Annotated in this window: 17 protein-coding genes; all 17 read left to right on the top strand. The window is 41.1% G+C overall.

The window, feature by feature from the left end:
• Positions 1–168 precede the first annotated feature (168 nt).
• The 17 genes from rnc to LPAF129_RS02860 all read left to right on the top strand — a co-directional run bounded on the left by rnc (position 169) and on the right by LPAF129_RS02860 (position 20772).
• Entirely contained in the window at positions 169–861 is a 693-nt protein-coding gene (gene rnc / locus LPAF129_RS02940) for a ribonuclease III (RefSeq protein ID WP_244054668.1), read from the top strand.
• An 18-nt stretch (positions 862–879) separates the two neighbouring features.
• Positions 880–4425, top strand: coding sequence for a chromosome segregation protein SMC (smc, locus tag LPAF129_RS02935; protein ID WP_244054667.1), 3546 nt, complete (start codon positions 880–882; stop codon positions 4423–4425).
• Positions 4426–4461: 36 nt separating this feature from the next.
• A complete protein-coding gene (gene ftsY / locus LPAF129_RS02930) occupies positions 4462–5811 on the top strand; it encodes a signal recognition particle-docking protein FtsY (RefSeq protein WP_244054666.1) in 1350 nt (449 codons plus the stop codon).
• Between the two features lie 9 nt (positions 5812–5820).
• Positions 5821–6159, top strand: a complete 339-nt coding sequence (locus LPAF129_RS02925) for a putative DNA-binding protein (RefSeq protein WP_244054665.1) — start codon at positions 5821–5823, stop codon at positions 6157–6159.
• A gap of 21 nt (positions 6160–6180) precedes the next feature.
• The gene (gene ffh, locus LPAF129_RS02920; RefSeq protein ID WP_244054664.1) at positions 6181–7614 is read left to right on the top strand and encodes a signal recognition particle protein; all 1434 of its coding nucleotides are present in this window, start codon (positions 6181–6183) and stop codon (positions 7612–7614) included.
• A 132-nt stretch (positions 7615–7746) separates the two neighbouring features.
• A complete protein-coding gene (gene rpsP / locus LPAF129_RS02915) occupies positions 7747–8022 on the top strand; it encodes a 30S ribosomal protein S16 (RefSeq protein ID WP_244054663.1) in 276 nt (91 codons plus the stop codon).
• A 10-nt stretch (positions 8023–8032) separates the two neighbouring features.
• Complete coding sequence (locus LPAF129_RS02910; protein ID WP_244054662.1) at positions 8033–8284, top strand: KH domain-containing protein; 252 nt, start codon at positions 8033–8035, stop codon at positions 8282–8284.
• Positions 8285–8356: 72 nt separating this feature from the next.
• Positions 8357–8872, top strand: coding sequence for a ribosome maturation factor RimM (gene rimM, locus LPAF129_RS02905; RefSeq protein WP_244054661.1), 516 nt, complete (start codon positions 8357–8359; stop codon positions 8870–8872).
• Positions 8869–9603, top strand: a complete 735-nt coding sequence (trmD, locus tag LPAF129_RS02900) for a tRNA (guanosine(37)-N1)-methyltransferase TrmD (protein ID WP_244054660.1) — start codon at positions 8869–8871, stop codon at positions 9601–9603. Before rimM ends, trmD begins: the two co-directional genes overlap by 4 nt.
• A 119-nt stretch (positions 9604–9722) precedes the next feature.
• A complete protein-coding gene (gene rplS, locus LPAF129_RS02895; protein WP_244054659.1) occupies positions 9723–10079 on the top strand; it encodes a 50S ribosomal protein L19 in 357 nt (118 codons plus the stop codon).
• A 175-nt stretch (positions 10080–10254) separates the two neighbouring features.
• A complete protein-coding gene (pyrH, locus tag LPAF129_RS02890) occupies positions 10255–10974 on the top strand; it encodes a UMP kinase (RefSeq protein WP_244054658.1) in 720 nt (239 codons plus the stop codon).
• A 3-nt stretch (positions 10975–10977) separates the two neighbouring features.
• The gene (gene frr / locus LPAF129_RS02885; RefSeq protein WP_244054657.1) at positions 10978–11541 is read left to right on the top strand and encodes a ribosome recycling factor; all 564 of its coding nucleotides are present in this window, start codon (positions 10978–10980) and stop codon (positions 11539–11541) included.
• Positions 11542–11668: 127 nt separating this feature from the next.
• Positions 11669–12478 (top strand): undecaprenyl pyrophosphate synthase, encoded by an 810-nt coding sequence (uppS, locus tag LPAF129_RS02880; RefSeq protein ID WP_373875028.1) that lies wholly within the window; start codon positions 11669–11671, stop codon positions 12476–12478.
• Complete coding sequence (locus tag LPAF129_RS02875; protein WP_244054656.1) at positions 12475–13266, top strand: phosphatidate cytidylyltransferase; 792 nt, start codon at positions 12475–12477, stop codon at positions 13264–13266. The genes uppS and LPAF129_RS02875 overlap by 4 nt, the downstream gene beginning before the upstream one ends.
• 35 nt (positions 13267–13301) lie before the next feature.
• On the top strand, positions 13302–14573 hold the full coding sequence (gene rseP, locus LPAF129_RS02870; RefSeq protein ID WP_244054655.1) for an RIP metalloprotease RseP: 1272 nt from the start codon (positions 13302–13304) through the stop codon (positions 14571–14573).
• A 36-nt stretch (positions 14574–14609) separates the two neighbouring features.
• On the top strand, positions 14610–16316 hold the full coding sequence (locus tag LPAF129_RS02865; RefSeq protein ID WP_244054654.1) for a proline--tRNA ligase: 1707 nt from the start codon (positions 14610–14612) through the stop codon (positions 16314–16316).
• Between the two features lie 124 nt (positions 16317–16440).
• Entirely contained in the window at positions 16441–20772 is a 4332-nt protein-coding gene (locus LPAF129_RS02860; protein ID WP_373875030.1) for a PolC-type DNA polymerase III, read from the top strand.
• Positions 20773–20792: the final 20 nt, after the last annotated feature.

Genomic DNA, 20792 nt, shown 5'->3' with positions numbered 1-20792 from the left:
GCTTTTGAAGAACTGGCCGGATGTGCCAGTTTTTTTTGTAAGTTATGGGTTTATCAGACTTAGGAGAAAGATTTTAAAAACTGAGATCTTTCTCCTAAATCGGATAAGGTCAACACAGATTGACTAGCATTGATGTTGGTCAGCCAAGTATAAAAAGGAGAAAATAACGTGATAATTGGATTAGCACAACATTTAAAAACAGATTTTGGGATTGATTTTAAGAGACAGGAATTATTGGATGAAGCCTTTACTCATGCTTCTTATGTCAATGAACATCCAAAGGAACACTTGAAATTTTATGAACGGATTGAATTTTTAGGTGATGCAGTGATGCAATTGTGTGTTTCAGAATATTTATTTAAACGTTTTAGCACAATGCCCGAAGGAAAGTTGTCACGGCTTAGAGCAGCGATGGTCTGTGAAGATAGCTTTAGTAAGTTTGCTAAAGAATGTCACTTTGATGAATATATTCGTTTAGGTAAGGGCGAAGAAAAGGCTGATGCACGGAAGCGTCCGTCACTGCTCTGTGATATTTTTGAAGCTTTTATTGGGGCCTTGTATTTGGACCAAGGTAAAGATGTCGTGGTTGATTTCATTTCTCAAGTCGTCTTTCCTAAGATAGATTTAGGTTGGTTCGATCATTTCTTTGACCATAAGACCGAACTGCAGGAGTTTTTACAAAAAGACGGTGAATGTGATATTGATTACCAGTTGCTAGCTCAAGAGGGTCCAGATAATGAACGCTTGTACCGCATGGCTGTTTATGCTAATGGTGAAAAGTTAGGTGAAGGTACTGGTTACTCGAAGAAAGCTGGCGAACAAGCGGCAGCAGCACAGGCTTTAAAAAAATTAGTTAAATAATGTAAGGAGGAGTTTTTATTGAAACTAAAGGCGTTAACGCTGACTGGCTTCAAATCCTTCGCTGATAAAACGAAAATTGAATTTACCGATGGATTAACGGGAATCGTTGGTCCAAATGGTAGTGGAAAAAGTAATATTATTGATGCTTTACGGTGGGTTTTGGGCGAGCAGTCGGCTAAAAGTCTTCGTGGAGATAAGATGGCAGATGTTATTTTTGGCGGTTCTGAATCAAGAGCAGCTTTGAATCGAGCGGAAGTTAGCATTGAATTTGATAATAGCGATCAAACTTTAGCGGGTTTGCCAGAAACAGTTGTAATTTGTCGTCGACTTTATCGCAGCGGTGAAAGTGAATTTTTAATTAACAATAAAAATGTTCGTTTGCGTGACATCACTGACTTGTTTTTAGACACGGGTATCTCACGTAACTCATTTTCAATTATTTCGCAGGGGAAAGTCGAAGCTGTTTTTAACAGTAAACCAGAAGAGCGGCGGTCGTTGATCGAAGAAGCTGCGGGAATTTCTAAGTATAAAAAAGAAAAGCGGCAAGCTCAATCTGAATTAGACCAAACAACGGCTCACCTGGCACGTGTTGCAGACATTATTACGGAATTAAACCAACAACGAGAACCATTAGAACAACAGGCGAGTTTAGCCAAAGATTATTTAGCGCAAAAAGAACAATATGACCATTATCGTTTAAGCGAATTGGTCTTAGAAATTCAACGCCTGAAAAAAGAAATTGAGCATGAAAATCAAGAATTGCAGCAGGCTAATCGGGTTGTGGCAAAGTATGATGCTGGTAAACAACAGCAAAAACGGGTCACCGCTAAACTTAGCCAAGAAAGCGAGCAGGCTGAGGTACAATTTAATGAAGTTGTGCAAAAAATGTTGGAATTAACGCGCCAGCAAGAACGCATGTCAGGGAAAAAAGAAATGTCACAACAAGAACGGACATTTCAAGCTGAGAAGTTAGCGGACTTGCAGCAACAACTCGCGGATAATGAAAATGATCTGCATGAAAGTTCAGCTCATTTTAAACAATTAAAACAACAAATTACTGCTAAACAAAACCAGCTGGATCAGGTGCAGCAACAACTAGCTAAATTAGCGAATAGTCAAAATAGCGATCCAGCTCAACTAGCAGCTGAAATCGAAGAGATCCGCCAACAAATTTTACTGCAAGTGCAACAACGGTCAGCACTTTCTAGTAAAATTGAGTATCTTAAACAAAGCCAGCAAAATAGTGCACAAACTGATCAAAAGCAAGATGAACAATTGCAGGCCCAAAAAGCGGCTTTAGAGCAGTCATTACAGCAACAAACCGCAATTACAACGCGGTTAACGGCAGAACAAAAAAAGTTGACCCAGTTAAAAGAGCAAGTTAAAAGCAATGCTGACCAGTTAGCTGCTAGCGAACAGGCTTATCAAGAAAAAAAGCAGCAGTGGTATTCAGCTAGTGATATTATCCATAAAGCAGAAACCCAGTTGGAAACCTTGAATCGCGTGGCTGCAAACTATGGCGGCTACTATCAGGGTGCTAAAAATATCTTACAAGCTAAAGATCAGGTTAAAGGAATCGTGGGTTCGGTGGCTGAACTTTTAGAACTTTCTCCTAAATATAGTCAGGCAGTTGAAACGGTGTTAGGCGGCCAGTTGCAAAACATTGTCACGGTAAATGAACAAGCAGCTAAAGCTGGGATCGAATACTTGAATCGGCAACGTTTGGGACGGGCGACTTTTTTGCCACGGACAACTGTTAAACCGCGTCATTTGGCAAAACATTTAGTACAAAAGCTGACTCAAGTGCCGGGAGTTTTAGGCCTTGCGAGCGACTTGGTCCAAATGCAAGCAGATGATCAGAGAGTTTTAAATTATCTCTTAGGAACTACGATCATTGTGTCTGACTTGGATGTTGCTGTTCAAGCTGCTAAGGTTGGCGAGCACGTCGCACGGATCGTCACGTTAAAAGGTGAAGTGATCAATACTGGCGGTTCGATGTCTGGTGGGACTAGCAAGCAAAAACATCTGGGGTTGTTGGAACAAAAACAACAGCACGAACACTTGCAAGCCGATATTGCAAAGATGAAAGAGCAGCTTGCTGCAGTAGAATTGTCTGGCCAGCAAGCGGCACAGCAGAAAAAAGAATTGCAAGAAGCAGGCCAGCAATTAAACGCTGCGCTCTTTGCAAGCAAGGAAAAAACTGAAAAAGCTGGGCAAGAAGCGGCTGAAATTGCTTATGTGATCAAACATCAACAAGCTGTGGTGGAAGAGCAGACTCAAGCTGACCAACAAAAGATTTTGGCAAGCCAGCATTTAGTTCAGCAAATTCAAGAAGTTGAAGCTGAGTTAAAGCAGTCTGACCAACTGAGCCAGCAATTGCAAAAGAAGTTGGCAGAAAAGCAGGAAGCAACCACTGCTGCTTCTGTGTCACAAAAGAAATTTGAAACACAAACTACTGCTTTACAACAACAGGCTGCGCTGGAAACTGAACGCCTGGATGTTTTGCAAGTCCAGTTGAAGGAAACTGAAAATCAACAAGAACAGTTAACCAGCCTAATTGACAAGCAGCAAACGACTATAACTGAGTTAACTGAGAAAAATCGGTTACATCATACTAGTGATCAGGACTTACAAGTTCGATTAGCCGCTGTCAAACAAGAGATAAAAACAACTGATGAAGCACAAACTAAATTAACGCAAACTAAGACAACCTTAAAAGAAAAGCTGCGACAAGAAAACAGTCAGTTACAACGTTTGACAGAATTACAAGAAGTTGCTCGGAATGAGCAACAACAAAAAGAAGTTGCATTAAGTCGAATGAATACCTTATTAGACCGTAATTTAAGTGACCTTTCTGAGCAATATGGATTAACCTATGAAGCTGCAGCTCAGCAAAAAATTGAAACAGACCCACAACATGTTGCGCATCAAATTAAGCTGTTAAAGATGGGCTTAGATGATTTGGGTGCCGTTAACCTTGGAGCTATTGATGAGTTTGAGCGGATCAACCAACGCTATAACTTCTTGGCTCAGCAGCAAGATGATCTATTAACAGCTAAAGACCAGCTTGAAAAAAGCATGGCAGAGATGGATAATGAGGTCAAACTTCGCTTTAAAACGATGTTTGACCAAGTATCGGCTTCGTTTGCACAAGTCTTCCCGCAAATTTTTGAAGGTGGGAATGCTTATCTGACCTTGACTGATCCTAGTGATTTGTTAGAAACTGGAATTGAGATCACGGCCCAGCCGCCGGGTAAAAAGGCTCAACAATTAAGCCTGCTTTCAGGTGGTGAACGGACCTTGACAGCGATTGCTTTGTTATTTGCCATTTTACGAGTTAGTCCGGTTCCATTTGCAGTGTTGGATGAAGCTGAAGCTGCTTTAGATGATGCAAATGTCGTTCGCTACTCTCAGTACCTGCGGCGGCTTGATCAAAAGACTCAATTTATCTTGATCACTCACCGTAAAGGAACAATGCTTCAAGCTGATGTGTTGTATGGAGTGACGATGCAAGATTCTGGTGTTTCGCGGATGGTTTCCGTCTCACTGGAGGATGTATTGTAAGTAACGAAATCATAAATAGCCAGGAGGAAAAATAACATGGGACTTTTTGATAAATTAAAACGTGCTTTTTCTGGTCCTGATCAGACAGAAGATGAAAAAAATCAGCAACAAGAAGCTGAAAAAGAAGAGAAAGTAGCTGAAGATACTGACGATCCAGTGCAAACTGATGAAGCTGCTCCAGAAGAGGCTGGAAAATCAGCTGAAGCTGAGGCACCTGAAACTGCTGCTGACAGTCAAGTGGAGGAATCAACTGAAACTGAGCAAGGAGAGCAAGCACAGCTAGTTAAGTCTATTTTTCAGGCGCAGTCTGAGCAGCAACAAGCCAAGCAAGAAACAGAAGTCCAAGCAGACGAAGCTGAAACGGAAAGTGACGTAGAAATAGAGAACACAGAAGAAACAGAGGCAGCAGAAGAAGTCGAAGAAGAAACTGAGGAAGAAACTTCTGAAGAAGAGCGTTATGATAAAGGTTTGAAAAAATCACGCCAAGGATTTGGAGCGAAAATCAATGCTTTATTGGCGAACTTCCGTCATGTTGATGAAGACTTCTTTGAAGATTTGGAAGAAACCTTGATCGAATCTGACGTCGGTTTTGAAACAGCGGTTCGCATTAGTAATGAATTACAAGAAGAAGTTAAGTTACGTAATGCTAAGTCGAAGGCTGATGTTTCAGACGCTATTGTTGAAAAATTAGTAGACCTTTATGAAGTAGAAGGCCAAGATGAAGATAACTCCCTGCATTTTGCGGAAAATGGTCCCTCAGTCTTCTTGTTTGTGGGTGTTAACGGTGTTGGTAAAACGACTACCATTGGTAAATTAGCTCATAAATACGAACAAGAAGGTCAGAAAGTTTTACTGGCAGCTTGTGATACGTTTAGAGCGGGAGCCATTGAGCAGCTCAACGAATGGGCGGTTCGTGACCACGTTGATATTGTTAAAAAACAAGCACAAAGTGACCCTGCGGCCGTAGTTTTTGACGCCGTTAAAAAGGCACAAGCTGAAGATTATGATATTTTACTAGTGGATACAGCTGGCCGTTTGCAAAATAAGGTCAACTTAATGAATGAGCTGGCTAAAATTAAGCGTGTGATCCAAAGAGAACTGCCGGATAGTCCACAAGAGGTCTTATTAGCCTTGGATGCAACAACCGGGCAAAATGCTTTAACGCAAGCTAAACAGTTTAAAGATGTGACTGAAGTGACTGGGATCGTGTTGACTAAGCTAGATGGGACCGCTCGTGGTGGAATTGTTCTGGCGATCAGAAATGAATTACATTTACCAGTTAAACTAGTCGGTTTAGGTGAACAAATGGATGATCTGCGTGAATTTGACGCTGAAAAATTTGTCTATGGTTTGTTCAAAGACTTAGTCGCTCAGCCAGCAAAATAGGTGAAGAAAATGGAACTTGCAAAAACGAACCGCATCAATGCGTTATTTGATTTTTATGAAGGTTTACTGACCAGTAAACAAATGCAATATATTGGATTTTATTATCAGGACGATTATTCATTGGGGGAAATTGCAGAAAATTTTGCGGTTTCACGTCAAGCCGTTTATGATAATATCAAGAGAACTGAACAAACTTTAGAAAATTATGAAGATAAGCTCCACTTATACCGTGATTTTTTAGAGAGAAATCAAAAAATAGATTCCTTGATGACGTATGCTTTGGACCATTATCAAGATGATCAAACCTTAGTAAAATTAATTACTGATCTTGAAGAAACAGAAGACTAGTGATGGAAGTGAGGAAATAAAATGGCATTTGAAGGATTAACTGAAAGATTACAAAATGCAATCGGTAAGTTACGCCGCAAAGGTAAAATTAGCGAATCAGACGTCAAAGAGGTCATGCGTGAGATCCGCTTAGCCTTGCTGGAAGCCGACGTTAACTTTAGCGTCGTGAAAGAATTCGTCAAAACGATTCGGGAACGAGCAGTGGGTGCTGAGGTGTTAGAGAGTTTAACACCAGCGCAACAGATCGTTAAAATTGTGAATGAAGAGTTAGTCAAAGTGATGGGACAAGAAGCTGTTCCGTTGAACAAGTCACCAAAAATTCCAACTGTGATCATGATGGTTGGTTTGCAAGGGGCTGGTAAAACTACGACAGCCAGCAAGTTAGCGTTAAAATTAAAGAATGAACAGCATGCACGGCCATTAATGATTGCAGCCGATGTTTATCGTCCAGCTGCGATCGACCAGTTAAAAACACTTGGGACCGAGAACGGACTGCCGGTGTTTGATATGGGGACCGATGTTTCACCAGTCAAGATCGTTGAAGAAGGTCTGAAGGTAGCTGCTGAAAATAAAAACGACTATGTCTTTATTGATACGGCCGGTCGTTTACAAATTGATGAAAAGCTGATGCAAGAATTAGCGGACATTCAAAAATTAGCGACACCTGATGAGATCTTGCTGACGGTTGATTCAATGACTGGTCAAAATGCGACTGAAGTTGCTGACGGTTTTAATTCCCAACTCGACATTACCGGGATCGTGTTAACTAAGCTAGATGGCGATACTCGTGGCGGGGCCGCCTTATCGATTCGTGCAGTGACTGGTAAACCAATTAAGTTTGTCGGTCAAGGCGAAAAGATGAACGACTTAGACGTCTTTTATCCTGACCGGATGGCTTCACGGATCTTAGGTATGGGTGACATGATGACCCTGATCGAGAAAGCCCAAAAAGATTATGACGAAGAAAAGGCTCAAGACTTACAAGACAAGATGAAGGCCAATTCTTTTGATTTCAATGACTTTTTGGAACAACTCGCACAGGTTCAAAAAATGGGGCCAATGGAAGATCTGATGAAGATGATCCCTGGGATGGCTAATAATCCAGCCCTCAAGAATGTGAAGGTTGATCCTAAAGATATGGAACATACCAAAGCCATCGTTTATTCGATGACACCGCAAGAACGGGAAGATCCGGATATTTTGAAGCCTAGCCGTCGTCGACGGATCGCTGCTGGCTCTGGTCGACCAGTCACAGAAGTTAACCGAATGATCAAGCAGTTTAAGCAAATGCGTGATATGATGGCTAAAGTTTCGAACGGGAACTTTTCTGGCATGGAAGGCTTGCTTGGTAATGGGATGCAAGGTAAGATGGCCAAAATGTCAATGAACAAGATGGCTCGTCAGAATAAAAAGAAAAAAATGAAGAAGTTGAAAAAGCTGCGGAAACGTCGCTAATTCCAGCTTTTACCGCTGAATTTAATAGTTTATTGTAAAAAAAATTCGTCTGTCAAGAAATTTCCCTTTACAGGCAAGGAAATAACTGTTATATTTATAAGCGTTGAGAAAATATATAGGAGGTGTTAGAGCATGGCAGTTAAAATTCGTATGAAGCGGATGGGTTCAAAGAAGCGCCCATTCTACCGTATCGTTGTTGCTGATTCACGTTCACCACGTGATGGCCGCCAAATCGAAACGGTTGGCACATATAATCCCTTGACTAAACCTGAAGAAGTTGTCTTGAAAGAAGACCGCGTCATGGAATGGTTAGGTAACGGGGCACAACCTTCAGATACAGTACGTAACATCCTTTCAAAGGAAGGTATCATGAAGAAGTTCCACGAAAGTAAGTTAGCTAAGAAATAGGGTAAGTTAAATGAATGAAACAGATGTGAAGCAATTAATTATTTCGATTGTTAAACCTCTTGTCGCAAACCCAGAAGTTGTTTCAATTGCAACTCAACGGGATGCACATTTTTTGAACTTTAATCTTTCTGTCGCACCGGGAGATGTTGGTCGAGTGATCGGTAAACATGGCCGGGTTGCACAAGCTATTCGAACGATCGTTTATAGTGTTCACCTCAATGATTCCGCTAGAGTGCGGTTGAATATCGTGGACCAATCATAATCAAATAGTAGTGAGCCTCTTGTTCGAACAGAGATGTTTAGAACGGGGGCTTTATTTTTTAGGAGGGTGTTTATGACTTATTTTAACGTGGGAGAAATTGTAAATACTCATGGGATCCGTGGTGAGGTCAAGGTGCTTGCGACCACTGATTTTGCAGCGGAACGTTTTGCACCAGGTGAAATTTTATATGTTAAGCAAGGTAGCCAAAAGCCGGTTAAATTAACGGTTAAAAGTCACCGTCAGCATAAACAATTTGACCTGTTGACTTTTGAAGAAATTACTAATATCAATGAAGCTGAACAGTATAAGGGCAGCCAGCTGCAAGTCACAGAACAGCAGCAGACACCCTTAGAAGATGGTGATTACTATTATCGGCAGATCATTGGGTTAGAGGTTTATTCGTTAGAAGACGAGTTACTGGGAAAAATTTCAGAAGTGATGGAAACGGGTGCCAATGATGTCTGGGTCGTTCGTCGGCCAAATGGTAAAGAAGTCTTGTTGCCAGCCATTAAAGATGTAATTCAAAAAGTTGATTTGGATAAGCAGCGTGTGATCGTTGATTGGCTAGAAGGACTAGATGAGCAATGAAAATTGATATTTTGAGTTTATTTCCAGAAATGTTTACTGGGGTAGTTTCGTCGTCAATGATCGGCAAGGCTGTTGAAAAAGAACTGCTGGATATTAAAGTCACTAATTTTCGTGATTTTACCACTGACCGACAAAATCATGTTGATGATTACCCCTATGGTGGCGGGGCTGGGATGCTGTTGCAGGCTCAACCGATTTTCGCTGCACTAGACCATGTTAAGGAACAGCGCGGTGATTTAGGTCGGGTCATCTTACTTGATCCAGCTGGCCGTAAGTTTGACCAACAAGCTGCTGAAGAACTCGCCCAGGAATCACAACTAACTTTTATCTGCGGTCATTATGAAGGCTACGATGAACGAATCAAGCAACGAGTCACGGATGAATTTTCCGTGGGTGATTTTGTTTTGACTGGTGGGGAATTAGGTGCGATGGTCATGATGGATGCTACTGTCAGATTGTTGCCAGATGTTTTAGGTAATAGTGCCTCTGCACCAGGAGATTCTTTTTCCAGCGGGTTGTTAGAGTACCCACAATATACAAGACCAGCAGACTTTCAGGGCTTAACTGTCCCAGATGTGTTACTTTCAGGTAATCATCAAAAAATTGCAGAGTGGCGTCATCGACAGGCATTTTTAAAGACTTGCCAACGACGACCAGATCTATTAGCTGACAAGACTTTATCGAAAGAAGAACAAGTTTGGTTACGTCAGTTTAAACAAAAGAAAGATTAATCAACAAAAAGATATTTACACCAGCACAGCGGTATGCTACACTAGTGATTGGCTATTAAGCCACATTAACGATATTCCGCTGCAACTGGACATGAATATCGGTGAAGGGAAGAAAAAAGATGTCAGTTAATCCATTAATTGAAAAACTCACACAGTCACAACTGCGTGATGATATTCCAGAATTTCGCGCCGGAGATACAGTTCGTGTACATGCACGGATCGTCGAAGGTAAGCGTGAACGTATTCAGATGTTCGAAGGTGTTGTTATCAAACGCCGCGGCGAAGGTATCTCAGCAACATACACTGTTCGTAAGATCAGTAGTGGTGTTGGTGTAGAACGTACTTTCCCAGTTCATTCACCACGTGTCGCTAAAATTGAAGTTATTCGTTACGGTCGTGTTCGCCGTGCTAAGTTGTACTACTTGCGTGCATTGCAAGGTAAGGCAGCTCGTATTCCAGAACGCCGTCGTAAATAGTAATCTAAAAGTCCTTGCTGGTTCAAGGACTTTTTTTGTGGGCAAATTCACACCCAAGTTTTGTACTACGAGTGTGAGTGAAGCTAACACATGATGTTGTAATGAAATGGTGAATTATGCTAAAATATTACTAAATGTGAATTCATAAATGATGGAGAAAATTAGGAGGAGCAACATGTCAATTAAGTATAAACGTGTCATTATTAAACTTAGCGGTGAAGCACTGGCCGGAAAGGAAGGCCGTGGGATCAATCCTCCCGAAATTCGTAAAGTAGCAGAAGAACTAAAAGACGTGTATGATCTTGGAGTTGAAATTGCCATTGTTGTTGGCGGTGGAAACATGTGGCGTGGTGAAGCTGGTGCACAAATGGGCATGGAACGTGCGCAGGCTGATTATATTGGGATGCTGGGCACAATTATGAATGCTCTGGCATTGCAAGACAACTTGGAGCAATTAGACGTCCCAACACGGGTTCAAACCTCAATTGAAATGCGTCAGATCGCAGAACCGTACATCCGTCGCAAAGCAATGCGCCACTTGGAAAAACATCGGGTGGTAATCTTTGCTGGCGGAACTGGCTCACCATACTTTTCAACTGATACTACCGCAGCATTACGTGCATCTGAAATTAACGCAGACGTAATTTTGATGGCTAAAAACGGGGTGGACGGAATCTACTCAGCAGATCCAAAATCTGACCCAAGTGCTAAGAAATATTCATCATTAACACACTTAGACATTATCAACCAAGGTTTAAATGTGATGGATACAACTGCTTCTTCATTGTCGATGGATAATGATATTCCTTTGGTTGTGTTCAATATGAATGAACATGGCAACATTAAAAAAGTCGTTTTAGGCGAAAATATCGGAACTACAGTGGAGGGAAAATAACTTATGAAAATTAGTAACCCAATTATTAAAGCATCACAAGAAAAAATGTCTAAATCTGAAGATGCCTTACAGCGTGAATTAGGTCATATTCGTGCTGGCCGGGCTAACGCTAGTTTATTAAGCCGGATCAACGTTGAATATTATGGCGTTGAAACACCATTAAACCAGTTGGCTCAGATCTCAGTACCAGAAGCACGGGTTTTAATGGTCACTCCTTATGATAAGACAGCTTTAAAGGAAGTTGAACGTGCGATTTTGATGTCTGACTTAGGAATTTCACCAGCCAACGATGGAACAGCGATTCGCTTGGTTATTCCACAGTTGACAGAAGAACGCCGGAAAGAATTAGCCAAGCAGGTTCGTGCTAAGGCTGAAGAAGGTAAGATCGCTGTCAGAAACGTTCGTCGCGACATGATGGACCAGTTAAAGAAGTCTGAAAAAGACGGTGACATTAACGAAGATGAATTACACAATTTAGAAGAGCAAGCACAAAAAGTCACTGATGAATCCATCAAAAACGTGGATACATTGGCTGATGAAAAAGAAAAAGAAATTCTTGAAGGCTAGTCTTTCACAGAATTTTGAATAAAAGAGAGGCAGAAATTTTTGGAATAATTAGTATTTGTCTAATTTTCTCGGAAGTTTTTGCTTTTTTTGTCTTTTTTTTGATACAATATTTGGTGATACTCAGGAGGTGTACTCTTTGTTTAGTAAGAAATTAAAAAACAATACCAAAAATCAGTTTGGTTCAGACCAGTTACAACCAGAACTGATGCCAAAACATATCGCCATTATTATGGATGGTAATGGAAGATGGGCGCAAAAACGCCATTTGCCACGAGTTGCTGGCCATAAACAGGGGATGGAAGTCGTTGAGACGATCACTAAAGCTGCCAGTGATTTGGGAGTTAAGGTCTTAACGCTTTATGCTTTTTCAACTGAAAATTGGAAACGACCAGCTGGAGAGGTAAATTATTTAATGGATCTCCCGGTGACATTTTTTAATCGTTTTGTGCCGGAATTGATCAAGCATGATGTACGTGTGAATGTGATCGGTGATACTAGCAAATTACCGCAAAAGACACAAACAGCTGTCAATAATGCAATCGAACAAACTAAAGATTGTCAGGGCATGGTGTTAAACTTTGCTTTAAATTATGGTTCACGCACTGAAATTGTTGGAGCTGTTCAAACAATCGCACAGGATGTGGCGACTGGCAAGGTTGATCCAGCTCAAATCGATGAACAACTTTTTAGCAGTTATTTAATGACCGATTCTTTACAGCCGAACGGTGACCCCGATTTATTGATCAGAACTAGTGGTGAACAACGGCTTTCTAACTTCTTATTGTGGCAAATTGCATACAGCGAATTGGTCTTTACAGATGTCTATTGGCCAGATTATCAACCACAGAACTTAGTTGATGATATTTTAGCCTTCCAGCAACGCGACCGGCGTTTTGGCGGCATTCAGGTAAAAGAAGGAGAAAACAAGAATAAATGAAACAACGAGTAATAACAGCCGTAGTGGCTTTGGTAATTTTTATTCCGCTGATTCTTGTGGGTAAAACGCCATTTAATATTTTAGTAGTTGCAATGGGGTTGGTTGGAACTTCAGAACTTTTAATGATGAAAAAGAAGCTGCTGGTTTCATTTGAAGCCATTATTTCATACTTACTGACAGCCGTTTTTTTGGTACCAGATGCTTGGCTGAGCTTCTTACCTGCTAGAGTCGTTCCATTTGATTTAGCTTATGCGTTAATTTTATTGATGATGTTAAACAGTGTCTTTTCAAGAAATCGTTTTTCTTTTAATGATGCTGGAGCATTAACGATGGGCTCAATTTATATCGGAATGGGCTTCCATTACATGATAACTGCTAGAATGTCTAGTATTTGGATGGTCTTTTTCGCGCTATTCATCGTGTGGGTTACCGATAGCGGTGCTTATATGATCGGACGTAAATTAGGACGTCACAAGTTAGCGCCTAGTATCAGCCCAAATAAGACATGGGAAGGCTCGATTGGAGGCACTCTTGCCGCAGTGATCATCGTTGGAACGTACGTCTTCTTCTTGCAAACACACTTTACTTACAACTTCTTATTAATGTTAGTATTAGTACTGGTTCTTTCAATTGCAGGACAATTTGGTGACTTAGCAGAGTCGGCTTACAAGCGTTTCTTTGACGTAAAAGATTCTGGTAAAATTTTGCCCGGACATGGCGGAATTTTAGACAGATTTGACTCAATTTTGTTTGTTTTACCGTTAATGCATTTTTGTGGTTTATTGTAGATCACAAGTAATTTAGATGGGAAGGATGGCAGCTGATGCTTATTACGATCGTCGCATTTATCATTGTTTTTGGTATCATTGTAACTTCCCATGAATTTGGGCACTTTATTGTTGCAAAAAAATCAGGGATCTTAGTTCGTGAATTTTCGATCGGAATGGGACCAAAACTATTTGTAACACATAAAAATGGTACCACTTATACGATTAGAATTTTACCTCTGGGCGGCTATGTCCGGATGGCTGGTTTAGAAGATGATGAGGATTCCTTACAAAAAGGAATGCCAGTTAATTTAATTTTAGATGAGGATCAAGTCGTGACTAAGATCAATACTAGTCACAAAGTCAGCTTACTAAACGGGTTACCAGTAGAAGTGACTGACTGGGATCTGATCGATGATTTGACCTTGAGCGGTTATGAAAATGGCGATGAAGATCAATTGCGCCATTTTAAGGTCAAACCTGACGCTATGATTATTGAAGCAGATGGAACTGAAGTTCAAATTGCCCCACGGAAGGTACAGTATCAGTCAGCAACCTTGTTGCGGCGAATCCTGACGAACTTAGCGGGTCCCATTAATAACTTTTTATTGGCCATTGTAGCGTTTATGCTGATTGCATTCTTGCAAGGCGGTTCGGTGACGACAGTCAATTCTGTTGGAGCAGTTCAAAAAGATTCTGTCGCTCAACAGGCAGGTCTGCATAAAGGTGATCAAATTGTGGCAGTGGCTGGGCAAAAAACTCCTTCGTGGGATGAACTTTCCCAGGCCATTAGTCAACGACCAGGAAGAAAAACAGAGTTAACGATCAAGCGTAATGGCCAAGTCAAAAAAATGAGACTGACTCCTAAGGTTCAAAAGGCTAAGCAAGGTCAAGTAGGTGTGATCGGAATTCAGGCTGCGCAAAAAGTCGATCATTCATTAAAAGCTAAAATTAGTTATGGCTTTACCCAAACCTGGACTGTCATGGCGGCAGTGTGGGGGGCGTTAGTTAACATGTTCCATGGCTTTAGCTTAAATGATTTAGGCGGACCGGTAGCGATGTATTCCTTTACTCAGCAGGCTACACAATATGGAGTAATTAGCGTGATCAATTTGTTGGCCTTCTTATCGATCAACTTGGGAATTGTAAACTTAATTCCAATTCCTGCGTTAGATGGTGGAAAACTGTTATTGAATTTGATTGAAGCAGTGCGGGGCAAGCCATTAGATCCTAATAAGGAAACACTGATCACTTTAATTGGCTTTGGTTTTATGATGTTATTAATGATATTAGTTACTTGGAATGATATTCAGCGATATTTTTTCTAAGAATTTGTTTGAGAATTGAGAGGAGAAACACAGGACATGAAACAATCACAATTGTTGATTCCAACTTTAAAAGAGGTCCCGAGCGATGCTGAGGCGAAAAGTCATCAGTTAATGCTGCGGGCTGGCTACATTAAGCAGATCACTGCTGGGATGTATGCTTATTTACCATTAGCGAACATGGTGATTCAAAATATTGAAAAAATTATTCGTGAAGAAATGGCAAAGATCGGTGCCGTGGAAATGTTGGTTCCCGCTGTGTTGCCAGCAGAGTTATGGAAAGAAACTGGTCGTTATGAGGCCTATGGTCCAGATTTGTATAAGTTAAATGATCGGCACGAACGTGAATTGATCTTAGGACCAACTCATGAAGAAACATTTACCTCGATTATTCGTGATACAGTTAAGTCATATAAAAAATTACCTTTAACTCTCTATCAAATTCAAATGAAATATCGTGATGAAAGAAGACCACGGTTTGGTTTGTTACGGGGACGCGAATTTCTGATGAAGGATGCTTATTCTTTCCATACTGATGATGAAAGTTTAAGCCAAACATTCCAGGACATGAACCAAGCTTATACCCGAATTTTTGAAAGAACTGGGTTGATTTTCCGGGGAATTTTAGCTGACTCTGGTCAAATGGGCGGTAAAGATTCCAAGGAATTTATGGCGATGGCACCCATCGGTGAAGATACCGTTGTATATTCTGATGCAAGCGACTACGCTGCTAACTTGGAAATGGCCAAGAATTTGCGTGTGGCTAAAAAGTCCCATGAAACACCACAAGAGCTGCAAAAGGTTTCTACCCCTGGGGCAAAAACTATCGATGCAGTTGCAGAGTTGTTAGGAATTGACGCTGACTCTGAAGTCAAGACCATGCTATACATGCTTGATGATGAACCAGTGGTTGTTTTAATGCGCGGCAATGATCAAGTTAATGAAACCAAGCTTAAGAATCATTTTAGTGCATTGGAATTGCGACCAGCTACTCCAGATGAAGCAACAACGCTCTTTGGGGCACACTTTGGTTCACTTGGACCAATCGGTTTAAAAGATGGTTTGAATGTGATTGCTGACCTTGATGTTGAAGGCATGACTAACGTTGGTGTTGGCGCTAATGAAGATGGTTTCCATTATTTGAATGCTAACATCGACCGTGACTTTACGGTGGGTGAATATGCTGACTTGCGGTTGGTGCAAGAAGGCGATATTTCCCCTGATGGCGAAGGCGTATTGAAATTCCAACGTGGGATCGAAATTGGTCATATTTTCAAACTGGGCGAACGCTATTCTAAGGATATGAATGCGACTGTTTTAGATGAAAATGGCCGCCAAGTTCCAGTTAAAATGGGTTGTTATGGAATTGGTGTTTCCCGCTTACTGTCAGCTATTGTTGAACAGCATAGTGATGACAACGGCATTATTTGGCCTCGTTCTTTGGCACCATTTGATGTGCATGTTGTACCAGTTAACAGTAAGAAAGCTGAACAAGCTGAATTGGCTGATGAAGTGACAAGCATGTTAGAAGAAGCTGGCTACAAAGTCTTGTTAGATGACCGTAAAGAACGTGCCGGTGTGAAATTTGCCGATGCTGACTTGATTGGCTTACCAGTACGGATCACAGTCGGTAAGAAGGCTGCTGATGGCATTGTTGAAATCAAGTTACGCAAGACTGGTGAAACTCTTGAAGTTCAAACAGGAGAATTATTGAACTCCCTAGGAATTTTACTCAAAGAAGACTAACGATAATTAGTAAGTAGAATTGACCAGCCGAAACGTAGTTGATGTTTCGGCTGTCTTTATTTCAAATGATAAAAGCATTATTATGGCAGAGAGGTGATTTAACTTGGGATTAAATAAAAAAGAAATGTTTACGAAACTTTTACAACAAATCAATTTTCAACCTCAGCCCGCAGACGCGCATTATTTTGAGAATGGTTTAATTCGCCGAGTTGAAGTTCACCAGCTTTCAAAACGCTGGGACTTCACGATTGGTTTGGTAGATATCTTACCATTTCCAGTATTTGTTCAATTTCAACAGCAACTGCAGTCTGCTTTTCAAGGGATTGCACAGACATCGGTCACGATAACAACAACTGCACCAGAAGTGACTAATCAAAAATTAGGAGATTATTGGCAGTGGGTCGTTGCTAATAGTGGGTTAAAATCGAATTTGACACAAAGTCTGTGTCAAGGGAAAGTGCCGTATTTGCAAGATGACCGGGTCATGTTACTGGCAGAAAATGAAATTATTAAGAATTTTCTGGTTAATCAAGCTTTAGGACCAATCGAAGATACTTATCGTCAAGTTGGTTTTCCAGCTCAAAACATTACAACACTGATCGATGAATCGGCTTCACAAGAGAAAATTGCGGAATATAAGGCGAAAAAAGCCAAAAGTGATGCTGAATTAGCGCAAAAAGCCATTCAAGCGATCCAAAAGCAAAACCAACAAAAAGAAGCACGGAAATCTAAGAAAGAATTACCTCAAATTGATGGACCAGTTCAATTAGGTAAGAAGATCTCTAGCGATATCGAGCCGCGACAAATGGCAGATATTACTGAAGAAGAACGTTCAGTTGTGATCCAGGGTTATGTTTTTGATAAAGAAGTCCGGGTCTTACGTTCACAAAGACAATTGCTGATCTTGAAGATCACGGATTACAGTTCTTCATTTGTTGTTAAGAAGTTTTCGCGAGATGAAACTGATGAAGCAATGTTTGCAGCCTTAGAAGAAGGCAGTTGGGTCAAGGTCCGCGGGAGTGTCCAAGAAGATAATTATATGCACGAACTAGTGGTGAATGCGTATGACTTGAATTCAGTTTCTCATCCTAGCAGGAAAGATACGGCACCTGAGGACCAGAAACGGGCAGAATTACATTTGCATACCAATATGAGTGCGATGGATGCAACTAACAGTATTTCTGATTATGTTAAACAAGCAGCTAAGTGGGGTCAAAAAGCAATTGCGGTGACCGACCACGGGACACTGCAGGCCTTTCCTGAAGCCCATAGCGCTGGTGAAAAGAATGGTGTGAAAATTTTATATGGCGTGGAGGCTAACATTGTTGATGATGGGACTCCAATCGCTTATAACGAGCAGCACCGGTTATTGAAAGATGCCGAATACGTGATATTTGATACGGAAACAACTGGTTTATCGGCGCGTTATGATAAGGTGATCGAACTGGCGGCTGTTAAGATGAAAGATGGTAATGTGATCGACACCTTTGAACAGTTTATTGATCCGGGACATCCTTTGTCACAAACCACGATCAACTTAACCAGTATTACCGATGACATGGTTCGCGGCTCGAAGTCTGAAGCAGAAGTCTTCAAAATGTTCCAAGAATTTTGTCAGGGTACAATTATTGTTGGTCATAACGCTACTTTTGATGTGGACTTTATGAATACGGGCTATGCGCGCCACAACTTACCGTTAATTTCTGAACCGTGGGTCGATACTCTTCCATTTGCACGGGTCCTTTATCCCGAAATGAAGAGATTCCAGTTGAATACGTTGGCTAAAAAACTGAATGTCAACTTGGAACATCACCATCGAGCCATTTATGATGCGGAAGCCACTGGCTTTATTTATTTTGCTATGCTGAAAGATGCCGTCGAAAAATGGGGTGTTGAATATCATGATCAGTTGAATGAACACGTCGGCGGAAACGATGCTTACAAGCATGAGCATCCTTTCCACGCGGTCATTTTAGCGCAAACCCAGGATGGTTTAAAAAACTTATTTAAAGCAGTTTCTGCCGGGATGACTGAGTACTTTTATCGGGTACCACGGATCCCACGCTCAATTTTAAATCAGTACCATGAGGGCTTGCTAGTTGGTTCAGCCTGTGCGAGCGGAGAAGTTTTCACCGCAATGATGCAAAAGGGTTATGAAACAGCAAAACAAAAAGCCCGAGGCTATGATTATTTGGAGATCCAGCCGAAGCCATTATATGCACCTTTAATGGAACAAGAGCTGATCAAAGACAATCAAAATCTGGAAGAAATTATTAAAAATATGATTCAGTTAGGACATGAGTTAAAAATTCCAGTCGTTTCAACGGGGGATGTTCACTATCTGAATAAAGAAGACGCTATTTATCGTAAAATTTTAGTTCATTCACAGGGCGGGGCCAACCCGCTAAATCGTTTGCGTCAGTTACCTGATGCACATTTTAGAACGACGAACGAAATGTTGGAAGAGTTCTCGTTTTTAGGTGAAGAAACAGCTAAAGAGGTCGTAGTCGATGGTCCGGCCAAAATTGTTGAGATGTGTGACGAAATCTCACCAGTGAAAGATAAGCTGTATACCCCTAAAATGCCTGGCGCCGAAGATGATATTCAGAACCTGACGATGAATAAAGCCCACGAGTTGTACGGAAAAGAGTTACCCGCTGTGGTGCAAGAACGGCTGGACAAAGAATTAAAATCAATTATTGGTAACGGATTTTCGGTGATTTATTTGATTTCTCAAAAACTTGTTTATAAGTCTAACAAGGATGGTTACTTGGTTGGTTCACGTGGATCAGTTGGTTCTAGTTTAGTGGCAACCATGTCAGGGATCACTGAAGTTAATCCTTTACCACCGCATTACCGCTGTCCTAATTGTCAGTGGAATGAGTTCTTTACTCAAGGTGAATATGGTTCCGGTTTTGATCTACCTGATAAAGACTGTCCAGAATGTGGGACGACCTTAGTTAAGGATGGTCAAGATATCCCATTTGAAACTTTCCTTGGGTTTAAAGGAAATAAGGTTCCCGATATTGATTTGAACTTTTCTGGTGACTATCAGTCTATCGCCCATAACTACACCAAAGTTTTGTTTGGCGAAAAAAATGTGTATCGGGCTGGGACGATCGGGACCGTGGCAGATAAAACTGCCTATGGTTATGTTAAGGCCTATGAACGAGACACGGAACAAACGATTCGGGGAGCTGAAATTGACCGTTTAGCCAAGGGAGCAACAGGGGTGAAACGAACCACTGGCCAACATCCGGCCGGAATCTTGGTTGTCCCTGACTATATGGATATTTACGACTTTACTCCGATTCAGTATCCGGCAGATGATACTAGTGCTGCCTGGAAAACGACTCACTTTGATTTCCATTCGATTCATGATAATATTTTGAAGCTAGATATTTTGGGACATGATGATCCAACCATGATCAGAATGCTGCAAGATTTATCTGGCATTGAACCAAAGACCATTCCGACAGATGATCCAGGTGTGATGGCGCTCTTTTCTGGCACAGACATTTTGGGTGTGACTGAAGAACAGATCCAATCAAAAACAGGGACTTTAGGGATTCCTGAATTTGGGACCCGATTTGTCCGGGGGATGTTAGACCAAACTCATCCCAAGACTTTTGCGGAATTGTTAAAAATTTCTGGTCTATCTCATGGGACAGACGTTTGGTTAGGAAATGCAGAAGAATTAATTAAAAATAAGACAGTTACGATGCCGGAAGTCATTGGTTGTCGTGATGATATCATGATGGACTTGATCCATATGGGGGTTGAATCCGATTTGGCGTTTAAAATCATGGAACATGTGCGGAAAGGCCGCGGGATCCCAGATGAATGGCAGGCCAAGATGCGTGATTCAGAAGTGCCTGAATGGTATATCGGAGCTTGTTTAAAAATTAAGTATATGTTCCCGAAAGCCCATGCGGCAGCGTACGTGTTGATGGCGTTACGGATCGCATACTTTAAGGTATATTTCCCACTAGTTTATTACGCAGCTTACTTCTCAGTGCGAGCTGATGACTTTGATCTGGTTTCAATGGTTCATGGCAAGGAATCGGTTAAGGCCGCAATGGCAGAAATTAATGCCAAAGGTAATGATGCTTCAACTAAAGAAAAGAACTTATTAACAGTCTTGGAGTTAGCCAATGAAATGTTGGAACGAGGCTATCGCTTTAAAATGGTCGACCTCAAACATTCAGATGCATCAGACTGGCTGTTGATCAATGGTGATACTTTATTAGCACCATTTTCAGCTATTCCTGGTTTAGGTTTGAATGCTGCTAAACAAATTGTTGCTGCCCGTGAGGAACAAGAATTCTTATCTAAAGAGGATTTATCCAAACGTGGTAAAGTTTCAAATACATTGATTGAATATATGACAGAAAATCATGTTTTGGATGATTTGCCTGATGAAAATCAATTGAGTTTATTTGAGAATTTGTTCTGATCAGTGAACAAAAAGTCGGT

The organism is Ligilactobacillus pabuli (assembly GCF_022836475.1).
Lineage (GTDB): Bacteria > Bacillota > Bacilli > Lactobacillales > Lactobacillaceae > Ligilactobacillus > Ligilactobacillus pabuli.
Note: the sequence above shows the minus strand (reverse complement) of the source record. Positions and strands in the feature narration are given on the sequence as shown.